Below are 18,559 nucleotides of genomic sequence, written 5' to 3'. Positions count from 1 at the left end.
CCTACTGGCCCGCGAACTTCTTGCTCACGGCGTCGTAGATGGCCTTCGCCCCGTCACCCAGGCGCGGGCCGGCCAGCCAGCCGGCCGTGACCGGGCCGATCGAGGTGTTGGACACCAGCGCGGGCTTGCCGTCCTGGCCCTCGGCCACCCAGCCGCCGCCGGACGAACCGCCGGTCATGGTGCACCCGATGCGGTGCATCGTCGGCTCATCGGCCTTGATGGAGAGACGGCCCGGCTTGTCGGCGCACTGGAACATCTTCTCGCCGTCGAACGGAGGCGCCGCCGGGTAACCCGTGGCGGTCATCTTGGCGATGTCCGTCGCGGCCGGCGCGTTGAAGTCGACCGGGAGCGCGGAACTGACCGTCTCCTCCAGCGACTTGCCCGTGCTGCCCTTCTCCGGGGTCACATGGATCACGGCGTAGTCGTACGGAGCGCCCTGACCGCCGGTCGCCGCGCCCTGGTTGATCCACTGCTCGGACGTCTGGGCCCAGTCGCCCCACCACACACCGTAGGGAGCGATCTCTTCCCTCGGTGCCTTCGACAGCTCGGCGGTGGACTTGGCGCTGTCGTTGTACGACGGCACGAACGCGATGTTGCGGTACCAGCCGCCGTTCTTGCCGGCGTGCACACAGTGCCCCGCGGTCCACACCATGTTGGACTTGCCGGGGTGCGCCGGGTCCTTCACGACGGTCGCGGAACAGACCATGGAACCGTCGGGGCCGTCGAAGAGGAGCTTGCCCGCCTCGGGCTCGTTGGAGTGGTAAGTGGCCTTCACCGCCTGCGCCTTCACCGGGTCCGGCGTCGGGTCGGTGACACCCTCGTCACCGGAGATGTCGGGGTCGACCGGCTTCTCCGGCGGCTTCTCCGCCTCGCGCATCCGGTCCGGGTCCCACAGGTCCTCGATGATCGGGTTGACGAAGTCCTGGGCCTCGCGCAGCCACTTGTCCCGGTCCCAGTTCTTCCACTCGCCGTTCCTCCACTTGTCCAGGTCGATCCCGTGCTCCTTGAGCCGGTCCTTGAGATCGTCCGGAATAGTGATCTTGCCGTCGGTGGACTCGCTGGCGGCGGCGCTCGGCTTGTCGCCCGCGTTGTCCTCGCTCGGACCGCAGGCAGTGGCAGCCAGCGCGAGCACGGCGGCGAAGGATGCCGCTGCCAGCTTCGGGCGAATGGGTCGCATGTCGTGATCCCCCTGGGACTTCAGAACTGATGAGCTAGTGAACCGTCGAACTGCCGGAACCCTACAAGGGCCCCTGCTCCCGGCCGTGATGCCCGGAGCCGGAAGACGTCCCCCACTATGCCGGTGCCGATGGGGACGGCTCGCGGCAGGTTCGCGGTTCCGCCACCCCAAGGATCTTCCGATTGCCCGTGATCTCCGGCTTCCGGCGTCGTTGGTACGTACGGGGGACACCAGGACAGCGTTCATCCCAGGTGGACGGCGTACGGACGCCGTACCGATGTGCAACGCAACTGTTACAGCTGGAGGACCAACAGCCGTGGCCGTGACCGAACCCGCTCCGGCGCCGCCGGCCGCGCACGAGGGAATTCTCCGTCGGCAGTCGCTGCGCGAATCCGCGGCCAGGACCTACGCGCGCTCGCTGCCCATCGTTCCCGTCCGCGCACGAGGGCTCACCATCGAGGGAGCGGACGGCCGGCGCTACCTGGACTGTCTCTCCGGCGCGGGCACCCTGGCGCTCGGTCACAACCACCCGGTGGTGCTCGAAGCCATCAGGAAGGTCCTCGACTCCGGCGCACCCCTCCACATCCTGGACCTCGCGACCCCGGTCAAGGACGCCTTCACCACCGAGCTCTTCGCCACGCTGCCAAGGGAGTTGGCCGAGGACGCGCGCATCCAGTTCTGCGGTCCCGCGGGTACCGACGCCGTCGAAGCCGCCCTCAAGCTCGTCCGCACGGCGACCGGCCGCTCCGGACTTCTCGCCTTCACGGGCGCGTATCACGGCATGACGGCCGGAGCCCTCGACGCCTCCGGCGGAGCGAACGACGTCCGGGTGAGCCGGCTGCCGTTCCCGCAGAACTACCGCTGCCCCTACGGCGTCGGCGGTGAGCGCGGCGCCGAACTGGGCGCGCGATGGACCGAGAGCCTCCTCGACGATCCCAAGAGCGGTGTGCCGACGCCGGCCGGGATGATCCTCGAACCCGTCCAGGGGGAGGGCGGGGTGAACCCGGCCCCCGACAACTGGATGCGCAGAATGCGGGAGATCACCGCCGACCGCGGCATCCCGCTGATCGCTGACGAGGTGCAGACCGGAGTCGGGCGGACCGGTACCTTCTGGGCCGTCGAACACAGCGGAGTCGTCCCCGATGTCATGGTTCTCTCCAAGGCGATCGGCGGCTCCCTCCCCCTGGCCGTGATCGTCTACCGCTCCGAGCTCGACGCATGGCAACCGGGCGCCCACGCAGGCACCTTCCGTGGCAACCAGCTCGCCATGGCTGCCGGTGCGGCCACTCTCGCCTTCGTACGCGAGAACCGGCTGGCCGACCGCGCTGCCACCCTGGGCGCCCGCATGCTCAGCCGCCTCCAGGGCCTGGCGACGGCGCACCCCTGCATCGGGGACGTCCGGGGGCGGGGCCTGATGATCGGTGTCGAACTCGTCGACCCGGACTCCGCGGCCCCGGACGCAATGGTGCCCCCGCCCGCCCCCGAACTCGCCTCGGCCGTCCAGCAGCAGTGCCTCGACCGCGGGCTCATCGTCGAACTCGGCGGCCGGCACTCCGCCGTCGTACGGCTTCTTCCTCCTCTCACCCTCACCGACGAACAGGCGATGGCCGTCCTCGACCGATTCGCCGACGCCCTGGCCGCGGCCGAGCGGTCACTGCATGGACGCAACGACAGCAGGCAGTCCTACTGATCCGGACAGAACGCAAGGAAGCTTCCGTGAACCCCATTCCCGCTCCCGAAGCCCCCGAGGCCGACGGCCGTTCCACCGCCGCCGACCGCCGACCGGACGGTGACCACGGCCCCCTCACGGCCGAGTCGGCGACGGTGCCGCGCCAGCAGGGGAGCCACGGTGAACCGCATCCCGCGGCGCTGCCCTCCGGGACCCTGACCACCGAACTTCTCGACCACCCCGACCCCCACCGCGCGGCGGACGCGGCAGCGGTCGAGAGCCTTCTCCGCTGCTGGGTGCGGGAGAACAACCTCGACAAGCCCGAAGGACCCGCCCTGCGTATCCCGCTGCACTCCAGCGGCACCGCGCTGCTCGTCCCCGTGCGCTACTGGTCGGCCGCGGGCTGGCACCGCTTCGGCGCTCCGGCGATGGAGGGCGCGCTGCGCGACGCGCAGCCCGTCGACGCCGTGACCGTCGCCGCCCTCCTCAGCCGGGAAGCGGGCCAGAGCGAAGCGACCGACCTGGTCGGCCGTGTCGCCGACTCCGTACGCCGCACAGCGGACTTCATCGCCGACCGGCGCGTCCGCCCCACTCCCGCGGCCGAGGCGGATCTCTTCCTCAACGCCGAGCAGTCCCTGCTGCTCGGCCACCCCCTGCACCCGACACCCAAAAGCCGTGAAGGGCTCTCCGAGAGCGAAATCCGAAGTTACTCACCGGAGTTGTACGGCTGCTTCCCCCTGCACTGGATGGCTGTGGACCGGTCCGTCCTCGCCACCGACTCCGCGTGGACCGAGCAGGGTCGCGCGCTGCCCGCCGAGCAGCTCACGGCCCGTCTCAGCGGCGACCTGACACTCCCCGACAGGTGCGTCGCCCTGCCTCTGCACCCCTGGCAGGCACGAGAGCTGCGGAACCGCCCCGCCGTCGCCGCACTCCTCGACGCCGGTCTCCTCCACGACCTCGGCGTCCACGGAGACCCCTGGCACCCCACCTCCTCGATCCGGACCGTGCACCGTCCCGGCGCCCCGGCCATGCTGAAGCTCTCCCTCGGCCTGCGCATCACCAACTCCCGTCGTGAGAACCTCCGCAAGGAATTCCACCGTGGGGTCGAGGTCCACCGTCTGCTGCGCACCGGCCTCGCCAAGCAGTGGCGGGCGGCTCACCCCGGTTTCGACATCGTCCGCGACCCCGCCTGGCTGGCCGTGGACACCGACGACGGCCAACCGGTGCCGGGGCTCGACGTCCTGCTCCGGCACAACCCGTTCGGTCCCGGGGACGACGCCGCCTGCATGGCGGGACTGACCGCTCTCCGGCCCTGGCCCGGACGCCCGGGAATGCACTCGCGCCTCGCCGAGCTCGTGGGCCGGCTGGCCGTGCGGACCGGCAGACCCGTCGGAGCCGTGGCCGCCGAGTGGTTCCTGCGCTACCTCGACCGTGTCGTCCGCCCGGTGCTCTGGCTGGACGGCACCGCGGGTATCGCCCTCGAAGCCCACCAGCAGAACACTCTCGTGATCCTCGACCCCGAAGGCTGGCCCGTCGGCGGCCGCTACCGGGACAACCAGGGCTACTACTTCCGTGAGTCGCACCGCGACGAACTCCAGCGCCGCCTCCCCGGCATCGGCACCCTCAGCGACACCTTCGTCTCCGACGCGGTCACCGACGAGCGCTTCGCCTACTACCTCGGCATCAACAACGTCCTCGGCCTGATCGGTGCCTTCGGAGCACAGCGACTCGCCGACGAGCGGCTCCTCATCGCCGGCCTGCGCCGCTTCCTCGCGGCGGCCACCGGCCTCGGCTCCCCGCTGCCCGCGCAGCTCCTGGAGTCCCCGACCCTGCGCTCCAAGGCCAATCTGCTGACCCGTCTGCGCGGCCTCGACGAGCTCGTGGGCCCCGTCGACACCCAGTCCGTCTACGTCACCATCGCCAACCCCCTTCGTTCTTGAGGAAGTACATCCCTGACCGACCTGCGAGAGGAGAGCGCCGCAATGCCTCCCATCGATGCGAGCAACGGAACCGAAGCCGGTGCCGCCGCACCCCGGCTCGCCGAGAGCGTCGAGGACACCCTTGACCTACGGATCCCGGACGAGCTCCTGGCGCTGTTCCGGGAGGGCGAGCCCGACGCCGACCCCGAGCAGGCCGACGGCTGTGCCGGCGATCTGCTCGACCACCTCGCCGAATGGGGGCCGACGACCACGTCCCACGGCTCCTTCCAGCTCGTCCCCGTGCGCATCGAGCGGGACCTCGTCCTGATCAGCCGCTGGATGAACGACCCTGCTGTCGCCGCGTTCTGGGAGCTGGCGGGACCCGATTCCGTCACCGCCGCCCATCTGCGCACCCAGCTCGACGGCGACGGCCGCAGCCTCCCCTGCGTGGGTGTGCTCGAGGGCGTGCCCATGAGCTACTTCGAGATCTACCGGGCCGACCTGGATCCCCTGGCGCGGCACTATCCGGCTCGTCCTCATGACACCGGCCTTCACCTCCTCGTCGGCGGGGTCGCCGACCGCGGCCACGGCGTCGGCTCCACGCTGCTCAGAGCCGTCGCCGATCTCATCCTCGACAAGCGCCCCAGGTGCACACGCGTCATCGCAGAACCCGACCTCCGCAACACCCCCTCCGTCTCCGCTTTCCTCAGCGGTGGTTTCCGCTACTCCGCGGAGATCGACCTTCCCCGCAAGCGGGCCGCTCTCATGGTTCGCGACCGCGCGCTCCGCAACCTGCTGTGAACGATCCGCTGCCTTGCATACACCGCTCGCCCCGCATCGGTTCCACTCGAGGAGTCCCCGTGCCCAAGCCTCCTGCCAGTTCCGACTCCGAGCGCCCGGCCGCGACACCTTTCAGCCCACCCGGCCTGACCGCCCAGCGCTGGGACCGGGCGGGTGGCCGCCTTCTCGCCAAGATGCTCGGCGAGTTCGCGTACGAGGAGATCATCGAGCCGGTACGGGACGAGGCCGGTGAGGTACCCGCGTCGGCCGGTGGCCACCGGAACCGGGAGGCCGATGCCCAACACCCACAGGCACCGGGCATAGCTCCGAGCGGGAACGGCCGGCCCCGAACCGCTCGCTACACCCTTGATCTCGACGCCGCCAGCTGCCTGTCCTTCCGCGCCCGCCGTGGTGCCTACGGAAGCTGGCGTGTGGACGCCGACTCCATCCGGTGCGACGACAGGCCGTACGCCGACCCGCTCGACTTCCTCGTCCGGGCCCGCCACCTCATCGACCTCGACGGCGCCACCCTCGGCCACCTGCTCCGTGAGCTCAGCGTCACCCTTGTCGCCGACACGGGTCTCGACCACGCAGCGCCGTCCGCCGCCGAACTCGCCGATCTCGGCTACGCCGAACTCGAAGGTCACCAGACCGGCCACCCCTGGCTTGTGCTCAACAAGGGCCGCATCGGCTTCTCCGCCACCGACACCGCCGCGTGGGCGCCCGAGGCCCGGAGGCCGGCACGGCTGCCCTGGATCGCCGTCAGTACATCGCTCGCCTCCTTTCGCGGAGTCTCCTCCCTCGCCACCGCCGGCGATCTGTACGCCTGCGAACTCGACGCCCCCGTACACGAGTCCTTCGTCGACGCCCTGCGCGCCAGAGGGTTCGACCCGGACTCGTACCTCTTCCTGCCGGTGCACCCCTGGCAGTGGGACGAGGTGATCCTTCCCCTCTACGCGCCGGCTATCGCGCGTGGCGAGATCGTGCCACTGCCGACCGACGGTGATCTGCGGCTGCCGCAGCAGTCCATCCGCACCTTTGTGAACCTGGACCGCGCCCACCGGCACACCGTCAAGCTGCCGCTGTCCATCCTCAACACCCTCGTCTGGCGCGGCCTGCCGACCGAGCGCACGCTCGCCGCCCCCGCCGTCACCGCATGGGTGCACGGACTGCGCGACGAGGACCCCTTCCTGCGGGACGAGTGCGGCGTGATCCTTCTGGGCGAAGTCGCGTCGGTCAGCGTCGAGCATCCGCTCTACGACCGGCTTCCCGAGGTGCCGTACCAGTACAAGGAACTGCTCGGTGCGATCTGGCGCGAGCCCCTGCAGCCGCGCCTGGCGCCCGGCGAGCGGGCGAGGACGCTCGCGTCGCTGCTGCACACCGATCCGCAGGGCCGCTCGTTCACCGCCGAGCTCGTCACCCGCTCCGGTCTCGACCCCGCCATCTGGCTGCAGCGCCTGTTCGCCGCACTTCTTCCGCCGCTGCTGCACTTCCTCTACCGCTACGGAACGGCTTTCTCCCCGCACGGCGAGAACGCCATTGTCGTCTGCGACGGCCAGGACGTTCCCGTACGCCTCGCGATCAAGGACTTCGTCGACGACGTCAACGTCAGCGCACAGCCGCTGCCCGAGCACGACTCGATGCCCCAGGACGTTCGTTCCGTGCTGCTCACCGAGGAGCCGTCGTTTCTCACCCAGTTCATCCACTCCGGGCTCTTCATCGGCGTCTTCCGCTACCTCGCGCCTCTGTGCGAAGACCAGTTGGGCGTGCCGGAAGCCGAGTTCTGGGCGCTGGTCAGAGCGGAGATCCTGCGTCATCAGGGCCGGTTCCCGGAGCTCAAGGACCGCTACGAAGCGTTCGACCTGCTCACTCCCCGTATCGAACGTCTCTGTCTCAACCGCAACCGGCTCCATCTGGACGGCTACCGGGACCGGCCGCAGCGCCCCCACGCCGCCGTCCACGGCACCGTCCCCAACCCTCTGGCGTGATCGGATCGGAGTTGTCAGTGGTGAGCCGTAGGGTGGTCGGCCTATGACGAAGCCATCCCTCCCCGAACTACTCCACGCCGCCGTCACCGCCGTCGGTGGTGTGGAAAGGCCTGGCCAGGTCACCATGGCCGAGGCCGTGGCCACCGCCGTCGACGACGGTTCGCATCTGTTGGTCCAGGCCGGTACCGGCACCGGAAAGTCCTTGGGCTATCTGGTGCCCGCGCTGGCGCACGGGGAGCGCGTCGTCATCGCCACGGCCACCCTGGCTCTCCAGCGGCAGCTCGTCGAGCGGGACCTGCCGCGCACGGTGGACGCACTGCATCCCCTGCTGCGCCGCCGGCCCGAGTTCGCCATGCTCAAGGGCCGGTCCAACTACCTCTGTCTGCACCGCCTGCACGAAGGCGTGCCGCAGGAAGAGGAGGACGGGCTGTTCGATCCCTTCGAGGCGGCCGCCCCCACCAGCAAGCTGGGCCAGGACCTGCTCCGTATGCGGGACTGGGCCGACGAGACGGAGACCGGCGACCGGGACGACCTCACGCCCGGTGTCTCCGACCGGGCGTGGGGACAGATCTCCGTCTCCTCCCGCGAGTGCCTGGGCGCCAGCAAATGTGCCTACGGCGCCGAGTGCTTCGCCGAGATGGCGCGGGAGCGGGCCAAGCTCTCGGACGTCGTCGTCACCAATCACGCGCTGCTGGCCATCGACGCGATCGAGGGCGCGCCTGTGCTGCCCAGCCATGAGGTCCTGATCATCGACGAGGCGCACGAGCTCGTCTCCCGGGTGACGGGTGCGGCGACCGGGGAGCTCACACCGGGCCAGGTCAACCGGGCGGTGCGACGCGCGGCCAAGCTCGTCAACGAGAAGGCGGCGGATGCCCTGCAGACAGCCGCCGAGACCTTCGAGCGGCTCATGGAGCTCGCTCTTCCCGGCCGGCTGGAGGAGATCCCCGAGGATCTCGGATATGCCTTGCTGGCGCTGCGCGACGCATCGCGCAATGTCATCTCGGCGCTCGGCTCCACCCGTGACAAGTCCGTCCAGGACGAGGACGCGGTTCGCAAGCAGGCTCTGGCCGCCGTCGAGAACATCCACGGTGTCGCGGAACGCATCACGCAGGGCTCCGAGTACGACGTCGTCTGGTACGAGCGCCACGACCGGTTCGGTGCCTCCTTGCGGGTCGCTCCGCTGACCGTCTCGGGGCTGCTGCGGGAGAAGCTGTTCGCCGAGCGGTCGGTGGTGCTGACGTCCGCGACCCTCAAGCTCGGGGGCGACTTCAACGGTGTGGGCGCGTCGCTCGGCCTGTCCCCCGAGGGGATCGCCGGGGAGGACGTCCCGCAGTGGAAAGGCCTCGACGTCGGCTCGCCCTTCGACTATCCCAAGCAGGGCATTCTGTATGTCGCGCGCCATCTGGCGACGCCGGGTCGCGAGGGGTCCCGCGGCGACATGATGGACGAGCTCTCCGAGCTGGTGGAGGCGGCGGGCGGCCGCACGCTGGGACTGTTCTCCTCCATGCGGGCCGCCCAGGCGGCGGCCGAGGAGCTGCGCGGACGACTCGACAACCGGATCCTCCTGCAGGGCGAGGAGACACTCGGCGAGCTGATCAAGGCCTTCGCCGCCGACCCGGAGACCTGTCTCTTCGGCACCCTGTCGCTCTGGCAGGGCGTCGATGTGCCGGGACCCAGCTGTCAGCTGGTCGTGATGGACCGCATTCCGTTCCCGCGGCCCGACGACCCGCTGATGAGCGCCCGCCAGAAGGCAGTGGAAGAGGCGGGCGGCAATGGCTTCATGGCCGTCGCGGCGACGCATGCCGCGCTGCTGATGGCGCAGGGCGCCGGACGCCTCGTACGGGCCACGGGCGACCGCGGCGTCGTCGCCGTGCTCGACCCTCGGCTGGCCAACGCCCGGTACGGGAGCTACCTGCGAGCGTCGTTGCCGGACTTCTGGTACACCACCGACCGCAACCAGGTGCGTCGCTCGCTGTCCGCGATCGACGCCGCAGCGAAGGCAGGAGCCTGACGCCGGGGTACGGCGCGCGACGCGGTGGAGGCGCGGGGCCCTGCGGACATGGCAGGGCCCCGGGACCGGCGCAGTGGGTCCCGGGGCCCGGTCGGAGCCGGCGGGTGGTGTCACACCCGCCGAAGCACAGCCACCACCTTGCCGAGGATGGTCGCTTCGTCGCCGGGGATCGGCTGGTACGCCGCATTGTGCGGAAGCAGCCAGACGTGGCCGTTCTCGCGCTTGAACCGCTTCACCGTGGCCTCGCCGTCGAGCATGGCTGCCACGATGTCGCCGTTCTCCGCGACGGGCTGGCGGCGCACGGTCACCCAGTCGCCGTCACAGATGGCGGCCTCGATCATCGAGTCACCGACGACCTTGAGGACGAACAGCTCGCCGTCGCCGACCAGCTGCCGGGGGAGCGGGAAGACGTCCTCGACCGACTCCTCGGCCAGGATCGGGCCACCGGCCGCGATCCGGCCGACCAGCGGGACGTACGACGCGGCGGGCTTGCCGCTGGTGTCCGTCGGCTGGGTGCTGGGCTGGTCGGAGCCGCGCACCTCGTACGCCCTCGGCCGATGGGGGTCCCGGCGCAGGAAGCCCTTGCGCTCGAGCGCCATCAGTTGATGGGCGACCGAGGATGTGCTGGACAGGCCCACGGCCTGGCCGATCTCGCGCATCGACGGCGGGTACCCCCGTCGCTGGACGGAGTCACGGATCACCTCGATGACACGCCGCTGCCGATCCGTGAGCCCGGAGCTGTCCGCCCTGATCCCTGGGGGCCGGCCGGGCAGTGAACGCGTCGGCTTGGGACCCTCGGGGGTCGTGGCTGCGTCATTCATGGCATGCACCGGCTCGAATCGGTTCTGGGAGCGGTCCTGGGCAGTGATGGTGGCACTGTCTGCGGTGGTGGTCACGTCGGCCCCTCTCGAATGGTCTCCCTAGCTGGACAACGGTAGTTGCTTTCGAAAGGTTGCGCCAAACACACGTTCGAGTGAAATATGGCAGATTGGCTGACGCAGGCATGCGGCTGGGTGTATGTGCGAACGAACGCTCAGCGAGCAATTCGGGTCATTACGGTAACCACCCGCGCCGGGGAACGGCAGGGCGGTGCCCGCAGTCTTGCATCCGGGCCCCGGAAAGCGGTGGCGCCGCGCCCCTCACGTACCCTCGTGGCCGGTCTCCGTGAGCGTGGCCGCGCTGAACGCCGCAGCGACTTCGCGGCGGGGTTCGGCCACCAGTCGGGCGCCGTCGGTGCCGGGGCGTCACCGCCCGTACGCCGTCCGCGATCCGCGCTCGCCACGCGACACGCTCTAGCGGCGAAAAAAGCGACCCAACCCCAGATCTAGTGGTTGGATTGTGTCCGCCGCCCACAAGTTGTGGTCCCCGGTGCTCCAAGACCGTGGTCATCGCCTATGCTTGGGACTGCTTCGAAAGGGCTTCGACCGCCTGTCGAGGCTATTCAGTCGTGCTGCGAAGGAGGGTTGGGAACCATGCACTGCCCCTTCTGCAGGCACCCCGACAGCCGTGTCGTCGACAGTCGCACCACCGACGACGGGACGTCGATCCGGCGCCGTCGGCAGTGTCCGGACTGCTCCCGCCGCTTCACGACGGTGGAATCCGCCTCGCTGATGGTGATCAAGCGCAGCGGTGTGACCGAGCCCTTCAGTCGCAACAAGGTCATCTCCGGCGTGCGCAAGGCGTGCCAGGGGCGGCCGGTCACCGAGGACGCCCTCGCCCAGCTCGGCCAGCGGGTCGAGGAGGCGGTGCGCGCCACCGGAAGCGCCGAGCTGACCACCCACGACGTGGGTCTGGCCATACTCGGCCCCCTGCAGGAGCTCGACCTCGTCGCCTACCTGCGCTTCGCGTCCGTCTACCGGGCATTCGACTCGCTCGAAGACTTCGAGGCGGCCATCGCGGAGCTCCGCGTGCACCGGCCGCCCACAGAGGAAGGCGGTACGGGAGAGACCCTCGAGGTCCCCGTGCCCGCCACCGCCGCCGACTGAGCGACGCCGGCTGGAGCGGTCGGACCTCCGACCGCCCGCCGAACCACAGTCGGGCGGCACCAGAACCTGCCACGGCGCCCTGCGGCGTTCGCGGCATCGGACAAGAACTGTGCCTCGGGAAGATCTGGGCACATCAGGGCGTTTTTGCCCATGTATGGGAGGCGGCATGACAGAGACGACGAGCGGCCCGGCACGAGGATCCCGCGCCAAGGGGTCCAAGGCGAGCAAGGGTCTGCGCATCGAGCGAATCCACACCACCCCCGGAGTGCATCCGTACGACGAGGTGGTCTGGGAGCGCCGTGACGTCGTCATGACCAACTGGCGCGACGGCTCGGTCAACTTCGAGCAGCGGGGCGTCGAGTTTCCCGACTTCTGGTCGGTCAACGCGGTCAACATCGTCACCAGCAAGTACTTCCGCGGGGCCGTCGGCACCCCGCAGCGCGAAACCGGTCTGCGGCAGCTGATCGACCGGATCGTGAAGACGTACCGGAAGGCCGGTGAGGACTACAACTACTTCGCCTCGCCCGCCGACGCCGAGATCTTCGAGCACGAGCTGGCGTACGCCCTCCTGCACCAGATCTTCAGCTTCAACTCGCCGGTGTGGTTCAACGTCGGCACGCCTCAGCCCCAGCAGGTCTCCGCCTGCTTCATCCTGTCCGTCGACGACTCCATGGAGTCGATCCTCGACTGGTACAAGGAAGAGGGAATGATCTTCAAGGGCGGCTCGGGTGCCGGCCTGAACCTCTCCCGGATCCGTTCCTCCAAGGAACTGCTGTCCTCCGGCGGCAACGCCTCCGGTCCGGTCTCCTTCATGCGCGGTGCGGACGCCTCTGCAGGAACGATCAAGTCGGGCGGCGCCACCCGTCGCGCGGCCAAGATGGTCATCCTCGACGTCGACCACCCCGACATCGAGAACTTCATCGAGACCAAGGTGAAGGAAGAGGAGAAGATCCGCGCCCTGCGCGACGCGGGCTTCGACATGGACCTGGGCGGCGACGACATCACGTCCGTCCAGTACCAGAACGCCAACAACTCGGTGCGGGTGAACGACGCGTTCATGCGGGCCGTCGAGGCCGGTGACAAGTTCGGTCTGCGCGCCCGAATGACCGGTGACGTCATCGAGGAGGTCGACGCCAAGTCGCTCTTCCGCAAGATGGCCGAGGCGGCCTGGGCCTGCGCCGACCCCGGCATCCAGTACGACGACACCATCAACAACTGGCACACCTGCCCGGAGTCCGGCCGTATCAACGGCTCGAACCCGTGCAGCGAGTACATGCACCTGGACAACACCTCGTGCAACCTCGCCTCGTTGAACCTGATGAAGTTCCTCAAGGACGACGACAAGGGCAACCAGTCCTTCGACGTCGAGCGCTTCGCCAAGGTCGTCGAGCTGGTCATCACCGCGATGGACATCTCCATCTGCTTCGCGGACTTCCCGACGCAGAAGATCGGCGAGAACACCCGCGCCTACCGCCAGCTCGGCATCGGCTACGCCAACCTCGGCGCCCTGCTGATGGCGACGGGACACGCGTACGACTCCGACGGTGGCCGCGCGCTCGCCGGCGCCATCACCTCGCTGATGACCGGTACGTCGTACCGGCGCTCCGCCGAACTCGCCGCTGTCGTCGGCCCGTACGACGGATACGCCCGCAACGCGACCCCGCACCAGCGCGTCATGAAGCAGCACGCCGACGCCAACACCGCGGCCGTTCGCGTGGACGACCTGGACTCGCCGATCTGGGCCGCCGCGACGGAGGCCTGGCAGGACGTCGTCCGCCTCGGTGAGAAGAACGGCTTCCGCAACGCGCAGGCCTCGGTCATCGCGCCCACCGGCACCATCGGTCTCGCGATGTCCTGCGACACCACCGGTCTCGAGCCCGACCTCGCCCTGGTCAAGTTCAAGAAGCTCGTCGGCGGCGGCTCGATGCAGATCGTCAACGGCACCGTCCCGCAGGCCCTGCGCCGCCTGGGCTACCAGGAGGAGCAGATCGAGGCGATCGTCGCCCACATCGCCGACCACGGCAATGTGATCGACGCCCCCGGCCTCAAGACCGAGCACTACGAGGTCTTCGACTGCGCCATGGGCGAGCGTTCCATCTCCGCGATGGGACACGTCCGCATGATGGCGGCCATCCAGCCGTGGATCTCCGGCGCCCTGTCCAAGACGGTCAACCTGCCGGAGACCGCCACCGTCGAGGACGTCGAAGAGGTCTACTTCGAGGCGTGGAAGATGGGCGTCAAGGCGCTCGCGATCTACCGCGACAACTGCAAGGTCGGCCAGCCGCTCTCCGCCAAGACCAAGGACAAGGAGAAGGCCGAGGTCACCGCGAAGGCGGAGGAGACGATCCGGACGGCGGTCGAGAAGGTCGTCGAGTACCGCCCGGTCCGCAAGCGCCTTCCGAAGGGCCGTCCCGGCATCACCACCTCCTTCACGGTGGGTGGCGCCGAGGGCTACATGACCGCCAACTCCTACCCGGACGACGGCCTGGGTGAGGTCTTCCTGAAGATGTCCAAGCAGGGTTCCACCCTCGCGGGCATGATGGACGCCTTCTCCATCGCCGTCTCGGTCGGTCTGCAGTACGGCGTTCCGCTGGAGACGTACGTCTCGAAGTTCACCAACATGCGCTTCGAGCCGGCCGGTATGACGGACGACCCGGACGTGCGGATGGCGCAGTCGATCGTCGACTACATCTTCCGTCGTCTGGCGCTCGACTTCCTGCCTTTCGAGACCCGCTCGGCGCTCGGCATCCACTCGGCCGACGAGCGTCAGCGTCATCTCGAGACCGGTTCCTACGAGCCGACCGACGAGGAGCTGGACGTCGAGGGCCTGGCCCAGTCCGCTCCGCGGCAGCAGGAACTGAAGGCGGTCGCCACTCCGGAGGCGGCGATCCCGGCCCCGCAGCAGGCGCACACCTCTGCGGAGCTGGTGGAGATGCAGCTGGGCATCAGCGCCGACGCGCCGCTGTGCTTCTCCTGCGGCACGAAGATGCAGCGGGCCGGCTCCTGCTACATCTGCGAGGGCTGCGGCTCGACGAGCGGCTGCAGCTGATCCCGGGCACCCCTCGGGGGTGAACCACCCTGTCGGGGCGGGGCCCCGTTTTCTCCCGGCCCCCCGCCCCTTCGTCCGATCCCGGGGCGGGGCTACTCCTCGATCGCCCCGCCCACGGCGCGCAGATGGTCGCGGAACGTCAGCGACGGCGTCTGCTCCCGCGCGGTCAGATAGGCCTCGAACCCGACCTGGCTGCGCAGCGACTCACCCGCGCCGATGCGTTCCGCCTGGCGGCGCTCCGTGTCCCGGATCGTCTCCGCCAGAGTGAACAGCTCATCCGCACGCTCCGCGGGGATGAACAGGACGCCGTCCTCGTCGCCCAGGACCAGATCCGCACGGCCCACCGTCCACTCGCCGACCATGGCCGATTCCAGGGCGCCCTCCGGACGGGCATCGAGACTCAGCGGGCCCGTCGGGATGGCTCCCAGACTGAACACCGGCAGGCCGATGTCCCGGATGTCGGCCGTGTCGCGGTGAAGGCCCCAGATCACAAGGCCGTCCAGACCCGCGGCCAGTCCTTCCAGGGCCACGAGGTCACCGACGCATGCCTCGTCCGTACGGCCCCCGTTGTCGACCACGAGCACGTCACCGGGCCGCGCCCCTTCGAGCGCCTCGAGGAAGATGTCGACGCTGCCGACATGCCGCGCGGGCAGGGCCCGTCCGGCCAGTCGGCTGCCCGGCACCACGGCCCGCGTGGCCGCCGGCGCGCAGCGCACCGGCAGCCGGGCGCGGATACAGGCGTCCGCGAGATGGGCGGTCGTCAGCGTCGCGAAACGCTTCCGAAGTTCTTGATCCATCCGGATGTCCCCTCAGTCGCTGCCCATCAGCGAGATGAAGTCCTGCGGCTCGGTGTCGTAGCCGCGCATGACCTCGTGGAACTGCCACTCGCCCGTGTCGCCGCGGACGAACTCGGCGACGACGGCCGCCGTGGCCGTCGGGAGGCCCGAGAAGTCGTTCTGCCCGAGTTCGGTATGGCCCTCGGCGACTTTCACCACGGTGTTCGCCACATCGCCGAACACCCGGTGACCGTCCCGCTGCTGTATGACCACACCCACCAGGACCCGTCCGTACGTGGGGGCCAGCCTGTCGAACTCCAGCGTCAAGACCTCGTCGGACCCGAAGCCCTGCCCCGTCTTGCTGTCCCGGGTGAGATTGATGGTGCCGTCGGGTGACCGGCTGTCGAAGTGGACGACGTACGCCGGTTCACCGTGGGGCGCTTGCGCGGTGTAGGTCGCTGCGACTATGTCCAGGTCGTGGGGCGCCTCGCCCAGGGGACTCGGATCCCATCGGAGGGACACCTCGACCTTGCCGACGCCCTTGTTGAGGCTGCTCACCAGATTGCCCTTCCCGTAACTGTCGGGATTTCACGGTCGGTTGACGTTATCGGCTCAGTGCGGGATGCGGCGAGGCGGTCGCTGACGAACGACCTCGTCGCGGAACGCCTCGATCGCGCTGCTGACCTGGCGTATGAGATGCGTGTGCTCGATACGGTCCAGGTAGAGGCAACGCCGGGCCACTCCGTCCAGCTCGAAGGAGAAGCAGAGGGACATCAGAGGGTTGATGAAGAGTTCGCTGCCCCGGGTGCGGGTGGTGAACTGGACGTTGCCGAAATCGCCCCGGACCGCGGCGGCGATCGAGCCGTTGACGATGCTCGGGTGATCCGAGGTGTGTGCCTGCGCATGGGCCACGGCGTCCAGGAAGAGCGCACCCTCACGGGTGGTGCGCGGCACCGAGAAGGCGCCGAGATACGCACCGTCGGCATCCAGCGCGGCGATGTTCTCCAGCACCAGGCCGTGACTCACCCCGTGGTGGGCGTCGACACCGAAACCGAGAGAGACGACCAGCCGCTCCGGCGCGAGCTCCTTCGGGATTCCGTGGAGCGCGGCCACACTCGTCAGATCTTCCTCGGGGGTGCCGAGCCCCGATTCGTCGCCGCGCATCAGGATGTCCGTGCCGCCGTCCACCAGGACCACTGCGTCGATGTCGTACTGCTCCAGAAGGGCCGTGTACGCGGCGCGCAACGGCTGGACTCCCACGCGGGAGAAGGCGTGGACCGCGCTCGGGTAGCCGTGGAGGTCGAGCCACTGGGCAAGGGTGCGCTCGGGGAAGTAGGTCTGATGAAGAGATGTCGTCGGGGTGACGACGGCGACGTCGGGTGCGAGCCAGGCGTCCATCGGCAGACCTTCGAGGGCGCTGAACGACAGATTCGCGAGATGGACCTCCTTGCCCCGGTGATGCAGCGACAGCGCCACCGGCAGACCGGCGTACACGTCGAACCCGCCGCCCGCGCCCGCGACGAGGACGCGCTCGGCCGACTCCAGCCGGTCGAACAGGGGATTGGTGTGCAACGCCGTCATGACGATCATTGTGCAGCGCGGGTCTGACAGTGCGGCCGGCTTTTCCGTGGATGACCGAGGCCGGTCCCGCCCCGCCTCCGAGCGGCGCGCCACTCGGAATTGATCATTCCTGAGGGCCGGTGTGCGCCGGATTCTCACCGACGGGCCCGAGATCGAACTGGCGGCCGATACCTGTGTCGATCTGGAAGGAGTGCACTCCTCGGGAGAGTGACCGGCGCCACGTTCCGGGCCGTACGATGGCGCGGTGCTGGTCAAGTGGATTCGCTGCACCGTGGTGGACCGTCGTGGGTTCGAGCGGGGACAGCGGAAGTGGGCGGGGCTGCTGGGTGAGCCGGGATTCCGGGGACAGGGTGGTGGGTGGAGCAAGGGGCGGCCGCATGTGGCCCATGTGTTCGCCTTCTGGGAGAGCCGGGCGTTCTACGACTCGTTCATGGCGCGCTCCCACGACCGGCTGGCGTCCGGCCAGTCCGGCACGTACAAGGACAGCCAGGCCAAGCTGTTCGACCACCGCTTCGATGTGAAGACCGGCTTCGAGCCGCGGTTCACCGGGGCCGACGTGGTACGGGTCGCGCACTGCAAGGTCCGCGAGGACCGGGTCGAGCACTATGCGCTCATGCAGGAGAAGGTGTGGAACCCGGCCATGGCGGGCTCGCCCGGAATGGTCCGGGGGCTGTTCGGTGAGGCTCCGGAGAACGAGTTCCTGGTGATGTCGATGTGGCAGTCGGCCGCCGAGCACGGGAAGTACCGCAGGGAGCGGGTCGAGAGGCTGCTCCTGCGCGCACAGACCGAGGCGGATGTGGCGGCGCTCAGCGGGGATGTCGTCCAGCTCGAACCGTCCTGGACCGTCTGACGGCCTGCTGCCCTCGGGTGCGGCGCCTGATGTGCCACACCTCACGGGCCGGATCGGCAGCCTGGATCCTGTCCCGCCGCTCAGCAGGCCCCAGGGCGATCTAGGGTCGAGACATGGCAAGACCGCATCGCATCGTTCTCGTCCGACACGGTGAGTCGGAAGGGAACGCCGACGACACCGTGTACGAGCGCGAGCCCGACCATGCGCTGGGGCTGACCGGCAAGGGCTGGGCCCAGTCCGAGGAGACGGGCCGCCGGGTGCGTGAGCTGTTCGGCCGCGAGCAGGTGAGCGTCTATGTGTCGCCCTATCGCCGCACGCACCAGACCTTCCGCGCCTTCGACCTCGACCCCGAACTCGTCCGGGTCCGCGAGGAGCCGCGGCTGCGGGAGCAGGACTGGGGAAACTGGCAGGACAGGGACGACGTGCGGCTGCAGAAGGCCTATCGAGACGCCTATGGGCACTTCTTCTACCGCTTCGCCCAGGGCGAGTCCGGAGCGGACGTGTACGACCGGGTCGGCGCCTTCCTGGAGAGCCTTCACCGCAGTTTCGAGTCGCCCGACCACCCGCCGAACGTGCTTCTCGTGACGCACGGACTGACCATGCGGCTCTTCTGCATGCGCTGGTTCCACTGGACCGTCGCGGACTTCGAGTCGCTGGCCAATCCCTGCAACGGGGACATGCGGGTGCTGGAGCTCGGTGAGGACGGCCGCTACACCCTTGACCGGCCGTTCGAGCGCTGGCGCACCCCTGAGCCGTACGGCGTCACCGGATAGA

14 protein-coding genes are annotated in these 18,559 nt (G+C 69.2%); 9 read left to right on the top strand and 5 right to left on the bottom strand.

The genetic code is table 11. The annotated features are described in order from the left end of the window. Position 1: 1 nt before the first annotated feature. Positions 2-1,177 (bottom strand): trypsin-like serine peptidase, encoded by a 1,176-nt coding sequence (locus tag ACFWU3_RS20585; protein ID WP_384439309.1) that lies wholly within the window; start codon positions 1,175-1,177, stop codon positions 2-4. Between the two features lie 316 nt (positions 1,178-1,493). Between ACFWU3_RS20585 and ACFWU3_RS20580 the strand changes: the two genes are divergently transcribed. Genes ACFWU3_RS20580 through ACFWU3_RS20560 form a run of 5 tightly spaced genes read left to right on the top strand, consistent with a single transcriptional unit; the run spans position 1,494 to position 9,544 of the window. Next, entirely contained in the window at positions 1,494-2,867 is a 1,374-nt protein-coding gene (locus ACFWU3_RS20580) for a diaminobutyrate--2-oxoglutarate transaminase family protein (RefSeq protein ID WP_384439306.1), read from the top strand. A gap of 26 nt (positions 2,868-2,893) precedes the next feature. Next, a complete protein-coding gene (locus tag ACFWU3_RS20575) occupies positions 2,894-4,786 on the top strand; it encodes an IucA/IucC family protein (protein WP_384439303.1) in 1,893 nt (630 codons plus the stop codon). A 42-nt stretch (positions 4,787-4,828) separates the two neighbouring features. Then, positions 4,829-5,566 (top strand): GNAT family N-acetyltransferase, encoded by a 738-nt coding sequence (locus tag ACFWU3_RS20570; RefSeq protein WP_384439300.1) that lies wholly within the window; start codon positions 4,829-4,831, stop codon positions 5,564-5,566. A gap of 59 nt (positions 5,567-5,625) precedes the next feature. Next, the gene (locus ACFWU3_RS20565; protein ID WP_384439297.1) at positions 5,626-7,533 is read left to right on the top strand and encodes an IucA/IucC family protein; all 1,908 of its coding nucleotides are present in this window, start codon (positions 5,626-5,628) and stop codon (positions 7,531-7,533) included. A 43-nt stretch (positions 7,534-7,576) separates the two neighbouring features. Beyond that, on the top strand, positions 7,577-9,544 hold the full coding sequence (locus ACFWU3_RS20560) for an ATP-dependent DNA helicase (protein ID WP_384439294.1): 1,968 nt from the start codon (positions 7,577-7,579) through the stop codon (positions 9,542-9,544). A gap of 110 nt (positions 9,545-9,654) precedes the next feature. Here ACFWU3_RS20560 and lexA read toward each other — a convergent pair whose 3' ends face one another. Next, the gene (gene lexA, locus ACFWU3_RS20555; protein ID WP_313943692.1) at positions 9,655-10,440 is read right to left on the bottom strand and encodes a transcriptional repressor LexA; all 786 of its coding nucleotides are present in this window, start codon (positions 10,438-10,440) and stop codon (positions 9,655-9,657) included. Positions 10,441-11,016: 576 nt separating this feature from the next. Here lexA and nrdR point away from each other — a divergent pair. After that, positions 11,017-11,529: a transcriptional regulator NrdR gene (gene nrdR / locus ACFWU3_RS20550; RefSeq protein WP_384439290.1), complete on the top strand. Its 513-nt coding sequence runs from the start codon at positions 11,017-11,019 to the stop codon at positions 11,527-11,529. Positions 11,530-11,695: 166 nt separating this feature from the next. Further along, complete coding sequence (locus tag ACFWU3_RS20545) at positions 11,696-14,578, top strand: vitamin B12-dependent ribonucleotide reductase (protein ID WP_384439287.1); 2,883 nt, start codon at positions 11,696-11,698, stop codon at positions 14,576-14,578. Positions 14,579-14,670: 92 nt separating this feature from the next. Here the strand turns inward: ACFWU3_RS20545 and ACFWU3_RS20540 are convergent, their stop codons facing one another. Genes ACFWU3_RS20540 through ACFWU3_RS20530 form a run of 3 tightly spaced genes read right to left on the bottom strand, consistent with a single transcriptional unit; the run spans position 14,671 to position 16,935 of the window. Beyond that, complete coding sequence (locus tag ACFWU3_RS20540; protein ID WP_384439284.1) at positions 14,671-15,375, bottom strand: RraA family protein; 705 nt, start codon at positions 15,373-15,375, stop codon at positions 14,671-14,673. Positions 15,376-15,387: 12 nt separating this feature from the next. Continuing rightward, positions 15,388-15,912: a TerD family protein gene (locus ACFWU3_RS20535; RefSeq protein WP_384439281.1), complete on the bottom strand. Its 525-nt coding sequence runs from the start codon at positions 15,910-15,912 to the stop codon at positions 15,388-15,390. A 54-nt stretch (positions 15,913-15,966) separates the two neighbouring features. Continuing rightward, positions 15,967-16,935: a DUF1152 domain-containing protein gene (locus ACFWU3_RS20530; protein ID WP_384439278.1), complete on the bottom strand. Its 969-nt coding sequence runs from the start codon at positions 16,933-16,935 to the stop codon at positions 15,967-15,969. A gap of 244 nt (positions 16,936-17,179) precedes the next feature. On the opposite strand from ACFWU3_RS20530, the gene ACFWU3_RS20525 reads away from it, so the two are divergent. Both ACFWU3_RS20525 and ACFWU3_RS20520 read left to right on the top strand, forming a co-directional pair. Further along, on the top strand, positions 17,180-17,785 hold the full coding sequence (locus ACFWU3_RS20525) for a YdbC family protein (protein WP_327679486.1): 606 nt from the start codon (positions 17,180-17,182) through the stop codon (positions 17,783-17,785). Positions 17,786-17,898: 113 nt separating this feature from the next. After that, entirely contained in the window at positions 17,899-18,558 is a 660-nt protein-coding gene (locus tag ACFWU3_RS20520) for a histidine phosphatase family protein (RefSeq protein ID WP_384439275.1), read from the top strand. Position 18,559: the final 1 nt, after the last annotated feature.

The sequence above is a fragment of the Streptomyces sp. NPDC058685 genome, from assembly GCF_042714725.1.
Classification (GTDB): Bacteria; Actinomycetota; Actinomycetes; order Streptomycetales; family Streptomycetaceae; genus Streptomyces.
This window is presented reverse-complemented; position numbering and strand designations above follow the sequence as displayed.